A 16,074-nucleotide genomic window follows, 5' to 3' on the forward strand; every position below is an offset into this window, starting at 1 on the left:
CGGCCGCGACATCAAATGGCGCAAATGGAGTGTCGCATTTAGACCAGCGAGACGTATTCGTCAAATATGGTCTCGTGGAATTTCTTCCTTGAAATCGCGCTCGAACACCAAAACATTACCTTCATAGGCCTCAATTCGGCCGCTCAGATAGAAATTTTTGGCATCAGAGTGCATTTTTGTGAAAGTCTCGGTGCGCAGCGACCATTCATTTCGCGACAAGGTCGACGTCCAGTGCGTCTTGCCGAAAGCCGAGAGGGGATCGGCCGGGTCGATGGTCCACCATTCGCGCGCGACACCGCCATTGACGAGGCCGTGGTCCTTGTCGCGGATTTCGCCGAAATCGTCGACGATGACCAGCGAGACCTTGCCGGTCGCCGCATCGCGCTCGACCTTGCGGCTGTTGGCGCTTTTGCGCAGTGTTTCCACCTGCCAGGGTGTTGCGCCCTCGGGTTCGGCGAAAGTGACCTCGTCGCCGCTGCCCGAGGGGCGGACAGGGAGGTCGATCGCGCCTTGTTCAAGCGTCAGCGTGACGGGCCGGGGCGATGGCCAGACCAGCGGCCAGTAGGTCGAGGATACCGCGACACGCAGCCGGTGACCCTTGGCGACGCTGTAGGCGATGTCGTCAAGCTTAAGCGTGATCTCCACTGCCTCACCGGGTGGCATGGCTTTGGGGAACTCGTGACTGTCGCGGTGGGTGAGGTTCAGCACGCCGTATGTGATGCGGGTGGACGAGCCATCCGGCTGCACGTCGCAGAGCCGGACCGCGACCATCGCCCGCTCGTGGTCGGCCGCGAGCCTGAGCCGGATGACCGGGGCGCCGACGATATCCATCGTGGCTTCAAGCGGTGGCCCATCGAAGCAGACCGATTTCTCGTCATCCTCGCGCTGGTCGCCGGGCAGTTCCGGCCCGAGCCAGATCGCGCAATATTCGCCGCCGGCCATGCCGCAATCCTGCGGTGTCGCGACTTTGATGCTGCTGAGTATTTCGGCGGTGTCGGTCAGGCTGTTGTCGGCTGCGAGATGCAGGCGTTTCGGTGCGATGGTCTTCGAAGGCCAGTTCTTTTCGGCGATCCAGCGGCCGGGACGCTCCTCATACCAGTCGCGCGGCGGCACGGAGTCCATGACGTAGAGCCGCATCGCCGGGTCGTTGTCGACGCCGGTGTCGATGCCTTTCAGCCAGCGATCCCACCAGCGCAGCGCTTCCTGCAGGAAGCCGATAGCCGGCTTCGGCACGGCGAAATGCGGATATTTGTGGATCCACGGGCCGATCAATCCCTTGGCCGGCGCCTGGACGCCCTCGACGATGCGCGCGACGGCGTTCTTGTAGGCGTCGCCCCAGCCGCCGACGGCCAGTGTCGCCGCCTTGATCTTCGAAAAATCCTCGCAGACAGAGCCGCGTTTCCAATAAGCATCGCGGCGCTGGTGCCTCAGCCAGTCGGCAGGCAGGAAAGGCTCGTTCTCGAGGCGCGCCAGCCACATGTCCCGCCATTTGTCGCCGACCAGCGCGGGGTCGGGCGCGCGGGAAGAATAGGACAGCATGGTCGAGCCCCAGCCGAGATTTTCGTTGAGCAGCAGGCCGCCCTTATAATGGATATCGTCGGCGTAGCGGTCGTCGGTGGAGCACAGCGTGATGATCGCCTTCAGCGCTTCCGGCTGCTTGGCCGCGACCTGCAGCGAATTGAAGCCGCCCCAGGAAATGCCCATCATGCCGACATTGCCGTTGCACCAGGGCTGGCTCGCCGCCCAGGCAATGACATTCACCGCATCCTGCAATTCCTGCTCCGAATATTCGTCGTCCATCAACCCTTCGGAATCGCCATTGCCGCGCATGTCGACGCGGATGCAGGCATAGCCATGGCCGGCGAAATAGGGATGGGTGAGGGCGTCCCGCGCCGTGGTGCCGTCGCGCTTGCGATAGGGCAGGTGCTCGAGGATCACCGGCACCGGCTCCTGGTCGGCATCGTCCGGCATCCACACCCGCGCCGACAACCGGCAGCCATCGGGCATCACAATGCCCATGTCGGGGAATTCGAGAACGGTGCGGGGGAAGTCGGTGATGGTTTTCATGCCTATGCTCCTGATGACTACAGGAGGCATCGGACAGGGGCCAAAAGCAAGTCGGAGAAACGCCGCCCGGATTGCTTTTTGCGGCGAACGGCCCGATTCGACGGGCGCATCGAATTGGACAGGAACAATTGAAAAGGCCTTTTATGAGTGCTATTTAAAGTACCAATAAAAGATGGAGCTTTCCATGCCTCACACCATTCTTGCCGAAGTCACGGCCAGTGTTTCGGAACTGAAAAAGAACCCGATGGGAACCGTTGCTGCCGGCGAAGGCTTTCCGGTCGCGATCCTGAATCACAACGAGCCGGCCTTCTATTGTGTGCCCGCCAAGGCGTTTGAGGCGATGATGGACCGGATCGAGGATTTCGAACTCAATGCGATTGCCGATGCCCGCAAGGGCGAGGAGCGCATCCGGGTCGATCTCGATGAGATATGAGGTCCAGTTCCTCACATCCGCACTCAAGGAATGGAAGAAACTCGACGCCAATACGCGCGAGCAGTTTCGAAAGAAGCTGAAAGAACGCTGCGAGGACCCGCGCCTGCCATCGGCCAAACTTCGCGATGCAAAGGATCGCTACAAGATAAAGCTCCGCAGCTCGGGCTACCGGCTGGTTTATGAAGTCATCGACGGTGAACTGGTGGTGCTGGTGATAGCCGTCGGCAGGCGGGACCGCTCGGCAATCTATGAGGCCGCAAGCAAGCGCTGAAAGCCGCGCCTCAATTCAGCGGAATATCATTCTCGCCCTTGCCGTCCTGATACTCTCCCGAAAGCCGGTCGTATCTGGCCGCGATTTTGGCGACGCGCGCTTCCAGTTGGGCGCGTTCCGCTTCGGGCAGGTCGCGCAGCAGCTTGCGCAGGGAAAAGCTTTTCCAATAGGCGTTCTCGGCATTGTAGCCGCCGGGGTCGAGCGTGAAGACCTCTTTGAGGATTTTCAGGTCGTGCGGGATGGCGAAGCTGTCGCGCGAATCCTCGTGGCTGAAGAGATAGTAGAAATTGTCGAAGCCGGTCCAGGTGATGGCCGACAGGCAGAGCGAGCAAGGCTCGTGGGTTGCGATGAAGATGCAGTCCTTCGTCTCCGGACGGTCGGCCTTGGGCATTTCGTAGAAGCGCTTCAGGCAATGGACCTCGCCATGCCAGAGCGGATTTTCCGTCTCGTTGTTGGTTTCGGCAAGCACCAGCGACAGGTCGGATTTGCGCAGGATCGCCGCGCCGAACAGCTTGTTGCCATGGGCCACGCCTTCCGCCGTCTTCGGCACGATGTCGTCCTCGATGACGTCGAACAGGCGGTTGATCAGCGAGGCTTCGGTCATCGGGCTTCCGGCAGATGGATTTCGTAAGGGTGGGAGAAGTGGAATTCTTCCAGGTTCGAGCCATCGCCGCCACGGTCGACGATCAGAAAATCCTGCTTCTTGCCGATGGGGGTGAGCACGCCGTGCCACAGATTGCGCGGATAGTTCACGCCCTGGCCGGGCTGGGTGAGGAAGGCGTGCGGCGTTTCCGGCCCGTCCTCGCCATCGTGGCAGACGACGACGAGAAAGGGGCGCGGCGACAGCGGGATGAAGGCCTGGCTGCCGAAGGGATGGCGCTCGACCATGGAGAGTTTCAACGGAAATTTGTAAGGCGTGCCGGCGCCGATGCTGACCAGCACGCGCGCGTTCGGTCCCGCCGCATCGACCTTGGCCAGATCGTGATAGCGCTCGGTCTTGCCGTTGTTGATCGGATAGTGGTTGTCGCCGCCCTTGTCGATGACATCGCCGAACTCGGCGAAGTTCTCGCGGGTGAGCAGCTTTGCCGTGACTGTCCGATCCATGGCGGCGTCCTTTCGGTTCAGGGCCGGCGCACAGCAGCGCTGCCGAGCTTCATATGCCGGTTGACGTCCTTGTAGAGCAGGTAGCGGAAGTTTCCCGGGCCACCGGCATAACAGGCCTGCGGGCAGAAGGCGCGCAGCCACATGTAATCGCCGGCCTCGACCTCGACCCAGTCCTGGTTGAGGCGGTAGACGGCTTTGCCTTCGAGCACATAGAGGCCGTGCTCCATCACATGGGTTTCGGCGAAGGGGATCACCGCGCCCGGCTCAAGGGTCACCACGGTCAGGTGCATGTCGTGGCGCAGGTCGGCCGGATCGACGAAGCGGGTCGTTGCCCATTTGCCTTCGGTGCCCGGCATGGGAGATGGCGCGATGTCCTTCTCGTTGGCGAAGAAGGCTTCCGGCACGTCGATGCCGTCGACATAGTCATAGGCCTTGCGGACCCAGTGGAAACGGACGGGTTCAGCACTCTCGTTGCGGGCGGTCCATTTGCTGGCCGGCGGCAAGAAGGCAAAGCCGCCCGGCTGCAGGACGTGTTTCTTGCCGTCGAGCGCAATGGTCAGTTCGCCCTCGACCACGAACAGCGCGCCTTCCGCACCAGCGTCCGGCTCCGGCCTGTCGCTGCCGCCGCCGGGAGCGATTTCCATGATGTATTGCGAGAACGTCTCGGCAAAACCCGACAGCGGACGCGACAGCACCCAGGCGCGGGTGTTGTCCCAGAAAGGCAGCAGGCTGGCGACGATGTCGCTCATCACGCCCTTGGGGATGACGGCATAGGCCTCGGTGAAAACGGCGCGGCCCGTCAAAAGCTGCGTCTGCGGCGGCAGGCCTCCGGTCGGGGCGTAATAGGTGCGGTCGGCCATTCTGGGTCCTTAAAAGTATAGTTGATCGTGCCCTTTTTTCAGTCAGGCTTTCACGATCTAGGCGGGCAAAAGGTCTTTCAGGCGCAGCAGCGCGATGCGCTCCACCTGCTTGCAGGCCGTCTCGAATTCTTCGGCGCGGCTGTTGCCGATGCGGGTTTCGAAAGCGGCAAGAATTTCGTCCTTGGTCTTGCCCTTTACCGCGATGATGAAGGGAAAGCCGAAGGTGGTGACATAGGCGGCGTTGAGCTTGGAGAAGAGCTCGCGCTCGGCATCTGTCAGGGCATCCAGCCCGGCAGAAGCCTGTTCCTGGGTGGATTCCGGCGTCAGGCGTTTTGCGGCTGCCAGCTTGCCGGCGAGGTCGGGATGGGCGGTCAGCACGGTGAGACGTTCCTTTTCGCTTGCCGACCTGAAGGCGCGGCACAGCGCATTGTGCAGGCCGCCGGCGCTGTCATGGGCCGGTCCGAGTTCCAGCCCGTAGGCGCGCTCGGCGATCCATGGCGAATGCTCGAAAATGCCGCCGAATTTCTCGACGAATTCGCCAAGCGCCATCTTCGACGGGCGCATTGCTTGCGGCTGATAGGGGTGATGCTCCTGCCAATGGCGGGCGATGTCGATGCGGCGCGCGAGCCAGACCTTGTCGTGGCTTTTGACGTAGTCGATGAAGCGCTTGAGCGCGGCCGCGCGGCCGGGGCGGCCGACGAGACGGCAGTGCAGGCCGATATTCATCATGCGCGGGCGGCCGGCCTTGCCTTCGGCGTAGAGCGTGTCGAAGGAATCCTTCAGATAGGCGTAGAACTGGTCGCCGGAATTGAAGCCCTGCGGCGTCGCGAAACGCATGTCGTTGGCGTCGAGCGTGTAGGGGATGATGAGGTGAGCATGGTTCTCATGCTCAAGCCAGTAGGGCAGCTCGTCGTCATAGGTGTCGGAGATATAGTCGAGGCCGCCTGCCTCGCAGGCCAGTCGCACCGTGTTGATCGAGGTGCGGCCGGTGTACCAGCCGCGCGGGCGCTCGCCGGTGACTTCGGTGTGAAGCCTTATCGCCTCGACGATGTCGGCGCGCTCGGCTTCCGCCGAATGCTCGCGGTAGTCGATCCATTTCAGCCCGTGCGAGGCGATTTCCCAGCCGGCTTCCTGCATGGCGGTCACCTGGTCGGGCGAGCGGGCAAGCGCGGTGGCGACGCCGTAGACGGTGACCGGAACCTCGGCCTCGGTGAACATGCGGTGCAGCCGCCAGAAGCCGGCGCGCGCGCCATATTCGTAGATCGATTCCATATTCCAGTGGCGCATGCCGACCCACGGGGCGGCGCCGACGATCTCCGACAGGAAGGCTTCGGAAGCGGCATCGCCATGCAGAACGCAGTTTTCGCCGCCTTCCTCGTAGTTGACGACGAACTGCACGGCGACATGCGCGCCTCCCGGCCATTTCGGGTCGGGCGGGTTGGCGCCATAGCCGCGCATGTCTCTTTCGTAACGCATGAAATCCCTCAGGTTTCCGGCGAAAGCCGAACTTGCAGATTGAGAATAATCGAAAGACTGGCCGGGGCATTCCCCTTATTATTTTTGAAAGTCTTTTTGTGGCCTTCGGCTTCTCCGGGACTTATGCATGGCATTTATTTGCCGCACAATCGATCGTTCGTGTTCACAAGCAGGGAGGCAGTATGTCGACGACGGATGGCGGGCGCCTGACGACCCATGTTCTCGATACGGCTTCCGGCAAGCCGGCAGCGGGGTTGTCGATTTCGCTGTATAAGGTCAGCGGCAATTCGCACCGCAAGGTGAAGACGGTGGTGACGAATTCCGACGGGCGCTGCGACGAGCCGCTGCTGGCGGGGCGCGCCTTTCAGGCCGGACAGTATGAACTGGTGTTTTCGGCCGGCGCCTATTTTCGCGCTGCCGGATTGGCGCTGCCAGAGCCGATGTTCCTGGACGAGGTGCCGATCCGTTTCGGCATGTCGGAAGAAAAGCATTATCATGTGCCGCTGCTGATCTCGCCCTATGGTTATTCGACGTATCGGGGGAGTTGATGATGGGTTTTGCAGGTTTGTGCCGCCCCTCACCCTTACCCTCTCCCCGTAAACGGGGAGAGGGGGACGTCGGCGTTGAAGCTTCCTTCTTCTCCCCGTTTACGGGGAGAAGGTGCCGGCAGGCGGATGAGGGGCAGCGCGGCGGTTGGAGAGATTGAAAATGACCAAAACCCGCAACGAAATCCGCTTCCTGCTCAATGGCGAGGATGTGGCGCTGTCGCAGGTCGCGCCCGACGAGACGCTGCTCGACTATCTGCGCCTGCGCCGTTCGCTGCGCGGCAGCAAGGAAGGCTGCGCGGAAGGCGATTGCGGTGCCTGCACGGTGCTGGTCGGCAGGATGACGGACGGCAAGCTGGTCTATGAAAGCGTCAATGCCTGCATCCGCTTCCTCGGCTCGCTCGACGGCTGCCACGTCGTGACCATCGAGCATCTGCGCGGCGAGGCCGGCAAACTTCATCCCGTCCAGCAGGCGATGGTCGATTTTCACGGTTCGCAATGCGGCTTCTGCACGCCGGGCTTCGTCATGTCACTCTACGGGCTGTGGATGAAGGAGCCGGAACCGGCGGATGCTGCGATCGAAAAGGCGCTGCAGGGCAATCTCTGCCGCTGCACCGGCTATGAGGCAATCATGCGTGCGGCGCGCGCCATTTCGAGCTACGGCAAGGTCGCCAAGGACCCGCTGGCGGTCGAGCGCGCGGCGGTGATGAAGAAACTCGCCACGCTGCGCGATGGTTCACGCGTCGAGATCGGCACGGAAAAGCATCGACTGATCGTGCCGGCGGATGTGGACGATTTCGCCTCTATTCTCGAAAGCGAAGAGAAGCCGACGGTCGTCGCCGGTTCGACCGACGTCGGCCTGTGGGTCACCAAGCACATGCGCGATATTTCGCCGGTGATCTTCATCGGCCATCTCGACGGGTTGCGGAAGATTTCGGAAAAGGACGGCGTGGTCAGCATCGGCGCCGGCGTGACCTATACGGAAGCGTTCTCGACGCTTTCCAAGCGCATTCCGGCGCTCGGGCCGCTCATCGACCGCATCGGCGGCGAGCAGGTGCGCAATATGGGCACGATCGGCGGCAACATAGCCAACGGTTCGCCGATCGGCGACACGCCGCCGCCCTTCATCGCGCTCGGTGCATCGCTGACGCTGCGCAAGGGCAAGGCGCGCCGGACGATCCCGCTGGAGGAATTCTTCATCGCCTATGGCAAGCAGGACCGGCAGCCGGGCGAGTTCGTCGAGGCCGTGCATGTGCCTGTGCCGGCGCAAGGCAGTCATTTCGCCGTCTACAAGATCACCAAGCGCCGGGATGAGGACATCACGGCGGCCTTGGGCGCGTTTCTTCTGACGCTTGCCGGGGATGGCACCGTTGCCTCGATCCGCATCGCCTATGGCGGCATGGCGGCGACGCCGAAGCGGGCCAGGGCGGTGGAGGCGGCATTGACCGGCAAGCCATGGACCGAAGCAGCCGTGGAAGCGGCGATGACAAAATATGCCGAGGACTTCACCCCGCTGACCGACATGCGCGCGACGGCGGAATATCGTATGCTGGCGGCGCGCAACCTGCTGATGCGGTTCTTTGCGGAGACCCAAGGCGGAAAAGCGCCGATCCAGGTCTCGCGGCACCGGGCAGCGTGAGGTGACGGTTATGAACAAGCACTCGTCAAACCTGAAAGCCGCCAAGATCGCCGGTGGCGTGCACACCGACCAGCGCCACGATTCCGCGCACAAGCATGTCGCCGGTACCGCCGTCTATATCGACGACATGCCGGAGCCGGCAGGTACGCTGCATGTCGGCATCGGCCTGTCGAGCGTTGCGCATGGCAAGCTGAAGACGGTCGATCTCTCGGCCGTGCGTGCAGCGCCCGGCGTTGTCGATGTGCTTACCTATGCCGACGTGCCCGGTGAGAACGACGTCTCGCCGAGCGGCATGCATGACGATCCGGTGTTTGCGCAGGACAAAGTGCAGTTCCACGGCCAGCCGATCTTTGCCGTCATTGCCGAAACGCGTGAGCAGGCCCGCGCCGCCGCTCGCCTTGGGAAGATCGAATACGAGGAACTGCCGGGGATATTCGACATCTGGAACCTCGATCCCGAAAAAGACAAGCAGGTAACGACGCCGCTGACGCTGACGCGTGGCGATGCCGCTGCTGCCATTGCGAGCGCCCCGCACCGCATCAAGAACCGCATGAAACTCGGCGGGCAGGATCATTTCTATCTCGAGGGCCAGGTGTCGCTGGCGATACCGGGCGAGGACGACGAGGTTATCGTCTATTGCTCGACGCAAGGGCCGAGCGAGACGCAGCATCTCGTTGCCCATGTGCTTGGCGTGCCGAGCCATGCCGTGACGGTGGAAGTGCGGCGCATGGGCGGCGGTTTCGGCGGCAAGGAAACGCAGGCCAACCAATGCGCGGCCATCGCCGCGATCGCCGCCAAGAAGCACGGCAGAGCCGTCAAGATCAGGCTCGACCGCGACGAGGACATGACCGCCACCGGCAAGCGCCACGACTTCGCCATCGACTACGAGGTTGGCTTCGATGATGAGGGCAATATTCTCGGCGTCGACTTCATGTTTGCGCTGAATGCCGGCTTTTCCGCCGATCTCTCGGGGCCGGTGGGCGACCGCGCGCTGTTCCATTGCGACAACGCCTATTTCTATCCGCATGTGCACGCCAAGTCGGCGCCGCTCTACACCAATACGGTTTCCAACACCGCATTTCGCGGCTTCGGCGGCCCGCAGGGCATGGTAGGGGCCGAGCGCGTCATCGACGAGGTCGCCTTTGCCGTCGGCAAGGACCCGCTCGAAATCCGCAAGCTGAACTTTTATGACCCGATGGGCGCTGCGGGCGAGCGCAACGTCACGCCCTATCACCAGAAGGTCGAGGACAACATCATCCACCGCATCGTCGCGGAACTGGAGGAAAGTGCCGACTATGCCGGCCGTCGCCGCACGATTGATGCGTTCAATGCCAACAGCCGCTTTATCAAGCGCGGCATGGCGCTGACGCCGGTCAAGTTCGGCATATCCTTCACCAAGACGGAGTCCAACCAGGCCGGCGCGCTGGTGCATGTCTACAATGACGGCTCCGTGCATATGAACCATGGCGGCACCGAGATGGGGCAGGGGCTGCATCTGAAGGTGGCGCAGGTTGTGGCCGAGGAATTCCAGATCGATCTCGACCGCGTCAAGATTACCGCCACCACCACGGCCAAGGTTCCCAACACCGCGCCGACAGCGGCGTCTTCGGGAGCCGACCTCAACGGCATGGCGGCGCAGGATGCCGCGCGGCAGATCCGCAAGCGGCTCACCGATTTCGCGGCAGAAAAGTACCAGGTGCCCCTCGATCAGGTGGTGTTCCTGCCCAACCGGGTGCGCGTCGGCAATCAGGAGATAAGCTTCAACGAACTGGTCAAGCAGGCCTATCTGAACCGTATCCAGCTTTCGGCTGCCGGCCATTACAAGACGCCGAAAATCCACTGGGACCGAGCCAAGGGCCGGGGCCATGCCTTCTACTACTACGCCTATGGCGCGGCCTGTTCGGAGGTTTCCATCGACACGCTGACCGGCGAATATGTGGTCGAGCGCACGGACATCCTGCACGACACAGGACGCTCGCTGAACCGGGCGATCGACATCGGCCAGGTCGAGGGCGGTTTTATCCAGGGCATGGGCTGGCTCACCACCGAGGAACTGGTCTGGGACGACAGGGGCCGCCTGCGCACGCATGCGCCGTCGACCTACAAGATCCCGCTGGCCTCGGATCGGCCCAAGATTTTCAACGTCGCGCTGACCGACTGGTCGCAGGCCTATGAGCCGACCATCCATCGCTCGAAGGCCGTCGGCGAGCCGCCGCTGCCGCACGGCATGTCGGTGCTGCACGCGCTGTCGGACGCGGTGGCGAGCGTGGCCGACCACAAGATCTGCCCGCGCCTCGACGCGCCCGCCACGCCGGAACGCGTGCTGATGGCGGTCGAGCGGCTGAAAAAGGAAGCTGCCGGCAAAGCCTGAAAGGGCGCGGGGCAGGAAATCTGCCGCAAGAACTGCTATATTCCCGAAATGGGCACGCAAACCATGACCTCGAACGTGCAGGACCTGAAAGACTTCCTCCGCTCCGCGGGGCAGGCGGCTTTTGTCGAGGTTGCGGGCACCAGGGGGTCCACGCCGCGTGAAAAGGGCGCCTACATGCTCGTGTCGCAGCAAGCGATCCACGGCACGATCGGTGGCGGCCAGCTCGAATATATGGCGATCGACAAGGCGCGGCAGCTGTTGCGCCGGCAGGCGGCATCGGACCGCATCGATGTTCACGAGGTCTGCGCCACGCTCGACGTTCCACTCGGGCCCGAGATCGGGCAGTGCTGTGGCGGGCGCGTCGAGGTTCTGATCCGCCCGGTCGATCCCGTCCTTGCCGATGAACTGGTCGATGCCGCCGAGCGCCAGGAAGAGCGCCTGCCACATTTCTACATTTTCGGCGGTGGCCATGTCGGCAAGGCGCTGGCCGCGTCCGCCGCCTTGCTTCCCTTGCACACCATTGTCGTGGAAACGCGAGCCGAAGAGCTGGAAGGCATTTCGGATGCAGTCGAAACGCATTTGACGGCCATGCCCGAGGCGATGGTTCGCGACGCCCCTTCAGGCTCGGCCTTCGCCGTGCTGACCCATGACCATGCGCTGGATTTTCTCATCGCTGCCGAGGCTCTGAAACGAAATGACACCGCCTATGTCGGCATGATCGGCTCGAAGACGAAGAAAGCGACGTTCCGGAGCTGGTTTCTGAAAGTGGGTGGTGGAAGCGAGGCCGAGTTCGAGCGGCTGGTTTCCCCGATCGGCGGCGATGCCGTGAAGGACAAGCGGCCAACGGTGATAGCCGCACTCGCCGCTGCCGAGATCATGACGGCACTGGCGATGCATGCGTCGTCGCAAGCAGTTTCGATGGAAGAGCGCGTCGTAAAAAGCGCCTGACCCCTACTACTTCCCCGCCAGAATATCCTTGATCAGCCGCTGGCAGCGCTCGGCCATGAAATCGAGCAGCAGGCGCACTTTCGGGTCCTGCAGGTTCTTGTGCGGATAGACGGCGGCGAGCTGGATCGGGGTTGGCGGCGTTTCGGGCAGGATCACCTTCAGCCGCCAGTCGCGGATGAAGGGCTCGACCTCGAAACGCGGCTTGTTGACGATGCCGCGCCCGGACAGCGCCCAGCCGGTCAGCACGTCGCCATCATCGGAATCGAAGGGTCCATGGACCTCGAACTTGGCCGGGCCGGAGGGCGTGTTCAGCGTCCAGTAGAACTCGCGCATGCCGGGAAAGCGCAGCATCAGGCAGTCGTGCTTCTTGTCGACCAGTTCCTGCGGCGTCTGCGGCTCGCCGCGCTGTTCGAGATAGGAGGGGGCCGCGACCAGCACGCGCTCGCACTCCATGATGCCGCGCATCCTGAGGCTCGAATCCTCCAGCAGGCCGAGCCGGAAGGCAACGTCGATGCCCTCCTTCATGATATCGACATTGTGGTCCGACAGCCGGAGCCGCACTTCGATATCGGAATATTTGTCGTGGAAATCGGGAATGCCGGACGCGATCAGCCGCCGGCCCATGCCGAGCGGCGCGGTGACCCTGATCGTGCCGCGCGGCTGGCCGGAAAGCGCGCTGACGGCGGCTTCGGCTTCTGTGATCGCCTCCAGCACCTGCTTGGCCCCGGCATAGAACACGGTGCCTTGTTCGGTCGGCATCAACTGCCGCGTCGTGCGGTTGAACAGGCGCACGCCGAGATGTTTTTCCAACTCCTTGATGCGATTGGAGGCAACCGCCGGCGAAATTCGCATGTCGCGCCCGGCCGCCGACAGGTTGCCGAGTTCGACGACGCGGACGAAGACGGCGATGTTGTCGAGATAGGCCATGCGTACCCGCTGTTCCGTTGGCGAACGATATAATCATCCTAGTATTTTACATTTTTTTTTGAAAGTCATCGTGTACCTCGCCCCTTTCCGTTTGGCCGGGACGACGTAAAGTCGCGGTGGTAGAGAGGGCCGACATGAACGATTTCGCGATACTATGGGACTGGTTGAGCTTCGCCGTGCGCTGGCTGCACGTGATAACGGGCATCGCCTGGATCGGCTCGTCCTTCTATTTCGTCGCGCTCGACCTTGGCCTGCGCCAGCGCCCCGGCCTGCCGCAAGGCGCTTTCGGCGAGGAATGGCAGGTGCATGGCGGCGGCTTCTACCATATCCAGAAATATCTGGTGGCGCCTGCCGAGATGCCCGAGCATCTCACCTGGTTCAAATGGGAATCCTACGCCACCTGGATGTCCGGCTTCGCGATGCTGGCAATCGTCTATTATGCCGGCGCAGACCTGTTCCTGATCGACCGCAATGTTCTCGACGTCTCGGTGCCGGTCGGCATCCTGATTTCGCTGGCCTGCCTGGCGGGCGGCTGGATCGTCTATGATCTTCTGTGCCGCTGGCTGATTGGCAAGGCTGATACCGCGCTGATGCTGATCCTTTATGTGATCCTGGTTTTCATGGCCTGGGGGCTGACGCATCTGTTCACCGGGCGCGCTGCCTTCCTGCATCTCGGCGCAATCACCGCCACGATCATGTCGGCCAATGTCTTCATGGTCATCATTCCGAACCAGAAGATCGTGGTTGCCGACCTGATCGCAGGCCGCAAGCCCGACCCGAAATACGGCAAGATCGCCAAGCAGCGCTCGCTTCACAACAACTACCTGACGCTGCCGGTGCTGTTCCTGATGCTGTCGAACCACTACCCGCTGGCGTTCGGCACGCAGTTCAGCTGGGTGATCGCGTCGCTGGTGTTCATCATCGGCGTGCTGATCCGGCACTATTTCAACAGCCTGCACGCCCGCAAGGGCAACCCGACCTGGACGTGGCTGGCAGCCGTCATCCTGTTCATCATCATCATCTGGCTTTCGACTGTGCCGAAGATACTCACCGGCGAGCCGAAGACTGCGGCAGCCGGCGAGGAGGTCTACATCGCCTCGTCGCATTTCCCGGCGGTGCGCGACACGGTGCTTGGCCGCTGCTCCATGTGCCATGCGGCGGAGCCGGTCTATGAGGGCGTCTATCAGGCGCCGAAGGGCGTGATCCTCGAAACGGACGAGGCGATTGCCGCTCATGCCCGCGAAATCTATCTCCAGGCCGGGCGCAGCCACGCAATGCCGCCCGGCAATGTCACCGCGATCACCCCGCAGGAGCGGGCGCTGCTGGTGAGCTGGTTCGAAGAAGCGAAGAAGAAATAACATGACGGAAACACTCCTTCGCGGCCGCACGCTTTCCTTCCTGCGCTGGCCCGACAGCGTCGACGATCACGCCGCCTATCGCTACGAGGAAGACGGCGGCCTGCTGCTGCGCGACGGCACGATCGTTGCCGCCGGTGCCTATGCCGATATCGCTGCGCAGGCGGGCGCTGGCGTCCAGGTCATCGACCACCGGCCGCATCTGCTGCTGCCGGGTTTCATCGACGCGCATGTGCATGTGCCGCAGATGCAGATCATCGCCTCCTACGGCGCTGAACTGCTCGACTGGCTGAATACCTACACCTTCCCCGAGGAATCGCATTTTCGCGATGCGCAGCATGGCCGCCGCATCGCCCGCCTGTTCCTGGACGAGATGGTGCGCCAGGGCACGACGACGGTCGCGGCCTATTGCTCGGTGCACAGGCAGTCGGCGGAAGCCTTCTTTGCCGAAGCGCATGACCGCAACATGCTGACGATTGCCGGCAAGGTAATGATGGACCGCAATGCGCCCGACGGTGTACTCGACACGCCGCAATCGAGCTATGACGACACCAAGGCGCTGATCGCCGAATGGCATGGACGCGGCCGGCAGCATTATGCGGTGACGCCGCGCTTCGCCATCACCTCGACGCCCGAGCAGATGGAGATGGCGGGGGCGTTGATGCGCGAGCATCCCGACCTGCACATGCAGACGCATCTTTCGGAAAACCATGCCGAGATCGCCTTCACGCAGGAGCTCTACCCCTGGTCGAAGGACTATACGGACGTCTACGAGCATTACGGGCTGCTCGGTAAAAAGAGCCTGTTCGGCCATTGCATCCACCTCTCCGAACGCGAGTCCGACGCGATGTCGGAAACCGGCTCGGTGGCGGTGTTCTGCCCCACTTCCAACCTGTTCCTCGGCTCGGGCCTGTTCGACTACCAGCGGTTCCGGCAGCGTGAGAAACCGATCCGCATCGCGGCGGCGACCGATGTCGGCGGCGGCACCAGCTATTCGATGCTGCGCACCATGGACGAGGGCTACAAGGTGATCGCGCAGAACGGCGAGAAGCTCACCCCCTTCGCCTCCTTCTGGCAGATGACGCTCGGCAACGCGCAGGCGCTGTCGCTGGACGACAAGGTCGGCACGCTCGACGCCGGCACGGACGCGGATATCGTCGTGCTGGACTCGCGTGCCACGCCGGGCATGCGGCTGAGGATGGAGCGGGTGGAAACGCTCGCCGAGGAGCTGTTTCTGCTCCAGACCATGGGCGACGACCGCGCCATCCGCGAGGTCTATGTCGCAGGCAGGCCGGCAAAGAGCACGATGGAAATGGCTGCCGCCTGATCCGGGCTTGACCCACGGTCATCATGCCATAAAACCACGGCACCGGTCATCGGCGCGACCGGGTTGCGGAGGGAATATGACCACGGCGGACGATATCCAGACGATCATTCGGCAGGAAACGGAACTGGTGTTTCCTGCCTTCGACGAGGCGATTGCCTTTGCCGTGGGTTCGCGCATACGCGACCGCGCGCTGAAGGACGGTCTTGGCATCATCGTCGATATCAGGACCTGGAACCGCCCGCTGTTTTATGCCGCCATGCCCGGCTCGAACGCATCCAATCCCGACTGGGCGCGCCGCAAGATCAATGTGGTGAAACGCTTCCTGAAAAGCACCTACCGCATGGTGCTGGAACAGGATCGCCCCGACCGCACCTTCAAGCCGGGCGAGGGGCTGGACATAGCCGACTACGTGCTGGCCGGCGGTGGCTTTCCAGTGACCGTGAACGGCGCCGGCGTCATCGGCTGCATCACCGTTTCGGGCCTGCCGGAAAGGCAGGATCATGAGGTGGTGGTAGCCGCGCTGTGCGAGCATCTGGGGCTGGATTATATGGCGCTGGCGTTGCCGGTTGAGGCAAAGGCTTGAAAGGTTCGTGCTGCCCCTCACCCTTACCCTCTCCCCGTAAAAGACGGGGAGAGGGGGGCGTGAACGTTGCGGCCAGCCTTCTTCTCCCCGTCACTATACGGGGAGAAGGTGCCGGCAGGCGGATGAGGGGCAGCACTGCGTTTGCTAACAATACCAGCATGGATGATC

15 protein-coding genes are annotated in these 16,074 nt (G+C 62.6%); 9 read left to right on the forward strand and 6 right to left on the reverse strand.

Features of this window, described 5'->3' with window-relative positions:
- Positions 1-60: 60 nt before the first annotated feature.
- Complete coding sequence (locus DZG07_RS06545; RefSeq protein ID WP_119815312.1) at positions 61-2,067, reverse strand: CocE/NonD family hydrolase; 2,007 nt, start codon at positions 2,065-2,067, stop codon at positions 61-63.
- 184 nt (positions 2,068-2,251) lie between these two features.
- On the opposite strand from DZG07_RS06545, the gene DZG07_RS06550 reads away from it, so the two are divergent.
- Positions 2,252-2,500: a type II toxin-antitoxin system Phd/YefM family antitoxin gene (locus DZG07_RS06550; protein ID WP_119821460.1), complete on the forward strand. Its 249-nt coding sequence runs from the start codon at positions 2,252-2,254 to the stop codon at positions 2,498-2,500.
- Positions 2,490-2,771, forward strand: a complete 282-nt coding sequence (locus DZG07_RS06555) for a type II toxin-antitoxin system RelE/ParE family toxin (RefSeq protein WP_119815315.1) — start codon at positions 2,490-2,492, stop codon at positions 2,769-2,771. The genes DZG07_RS06550 and DZG07_RS06555 overlap by 11 nt, the downstream gene beginning before the upstream one ends.
- A gap of 10 nt (positions 2,772-2,781) precedes the next feature.
- Here DZG07_RS06555 and DZG07_RS06560 read toward each other — a convergent pair whose 3' ends face one another.
- Genes DZG07_RS06560 through puuE form a run of 4 tightly spaced genes read right to left on the reverse strand, consistent with a single transcriptional unit; the run spans position 2,782 to position 6,211 of the window.
- The gene (locus DZG07_RS06560; protein WP_119815317.1) at positions 2,782-3,375 is read right to left on the reverse strand and encodes a nucleoside deaminase; all 594 of its coding nucleotides are present in this window, start codon (positions 3,373-3,375) and stop codon (positions 2,782-2,784) included.
- Positions 3,372-3,875, reverse strand: coding sequence for an ureidoglycolate lyase (locus tag DZG07_RS06565; protein WP_091915457.1), 504 nt, complete (start codon positions 3,873-3,875; stop codon positions 3,372-3,374). Before DZG07_RS06565 ends, DZG07_RS06560 begins: the two co-directional genes overlap by 4 nt.
- A 17-nt stretch (positions 3,876-3,892) precedes the next feature.
- Complete coding sequence (locus DZG07_RS06570) at positions 3,893-4,735, reverse strand: bifunctional allantoicase/(S)-ureidoglycine aminohydrolase (RefSeq protein WP_119815320.1); 843 nt, start codon at positions 4,733-4,735, stop codon at positions 3,893-3,895.
- A 57-nt stretch (positions 4,736-4,792) separates the two neighbouring features.
- Positions 4,793-6,211, reverse strand: coding sequence for an allantoinase PuuE (puuE, locus tag DZG07_RS06575; protein ID WP_119815323.1), 1,419 nt, complete (start codon positions 6,209-6,211; stop codon positions 4,793-4,795).
- 182 nt (positions 6,212-6,393) lie between these two features.
- On the opposite strand from puuE, the gene uraH reads away from it, so the two are divergent.
- The 4 genes from uraH (at position 6,394) to xdhC (ending at position 11,714) form a co-directional block, all read left to right on the forward strand.
- A complete protein-coding gene (uraH, locus tag DZG07_RS06580) occupies positions 6,394-6,759 on the forward strand; it encodes a hydroxyisourate hydrolase (RefSeq protein ID WP_091915451.1) in 366 nt (121 codons plus the stop codon).
- A 160-nt stretch (positions 6,760-6,919) separates the two neighbouring features.
- Positions 6,920-8,395 (forward strand): xanthine dehydrogenase small subunit, encoded by a 1,476-nt coding sequence (xdhA, locus tag DZG07_RS06585; RefSeq protein ID WP_119815326.1) that lies wholly within the window; start codon positions 6,920-6,922, stop codon positions 8,393-8,395.
- Positions 8,396-8,405: 10 nt separating this feature from the next.
- Complete coding sequence (xdhB, locus tag DZG07_RS06590) at positions 8,406-10,766, forward strand: xanthine dehydrogenase molybdopterin binding subunit (RefSeq protein WP_119815329.1); 2,361 nt, start codon at positions 8,406-8,408, stop codon at positions 10,764-10,766.
- Between the two features lie 63 nt (positions 10,767-10,829).
- Entirely contained in the window at positions 10,830-11,714 is an 885-nt protein-coding gene (gene xdhC / locus DZG07_RS06595) for a xanthine dehydrogenase accessory protein XdhC (protein WP_119821462.1), read from the forward strand.
- Positions 11,715-11,720: 6 nt separating this feature from the next.
- Here xdhC and DZG07_RS06600 read toward each other — a convergent pair whose 3' ends face one another.
- The gene (locus tag DZG07_RS06600; protein WP_091915445.1) at positions 11,721-12,641 is read right to left on the reverse strand and encodes a LysR family transcriptional regulator; all 921 of its coding nucleotides are present in this window, start codon (positions 12,639-12,641) and stop codon (positions 11,721-11,723) included.
- Positions 12,642-12,775: 134 nt separating this feature from the next.
- On the opposite strand from DZG07_RS06600, the gene DZG07_RS06605 reads away from it, so the two are divergent.
- From DZG07_RS06605 to DZG07_RS06615, 3 genes are all read left to right on the forward strand, one after another.
- The gene (locus DZG07_RS06605) at positions 12,776-13,999 is read left to right on the forward strand and encodes a urate hydroxylase PuuD (RefSeq protein ID WP_091915443.1); all 1,224 of its coding nucleotides are present in this window, start codon (positions 12,776-12,778) and stop codon (positions 13,997-13,999) included.
- A 1-nt stretch (position 14,000) separates the two neighbouring features.
- On the forward strand, positions 14,001-15,323 hold the full coding sequence (gene guaD, locus DZG07_RS06610) for a guanine deaminase (RefSeq protein WP_119815332.1): 1,323 nt from the start codon (positions 14,001-14,003) through the stop codon (positions 15,321-15,323).
- A 76-nt stretch (positions 15,324-15,399) separates the two neighbouring features.
- Positions 15,400-15,906 carry a heme-degrading domain-containing protein gene (locus tag DZG07_RS06615; protein WP_119815335.1) on the forward strand — a complete coding sequence of 169 codons (507 nt, stop codon included), beginning with the start codon at positions 15,400-15,402 and terminating at the stop codon, positions 15,904-15,906.
- The last annotated feature ends 168 nt before the right edge of the window (positions 15,907-16,074 follow it).

The organism is Mesorhizobium sp. DCY119, assembly GCF_003590645.1.
Lineage (GTDB): Bacteria > Pseudomonadota > Alphaproteobacteria > Rhizobiales > Rhizobiaceae > Mesorhizobium_M.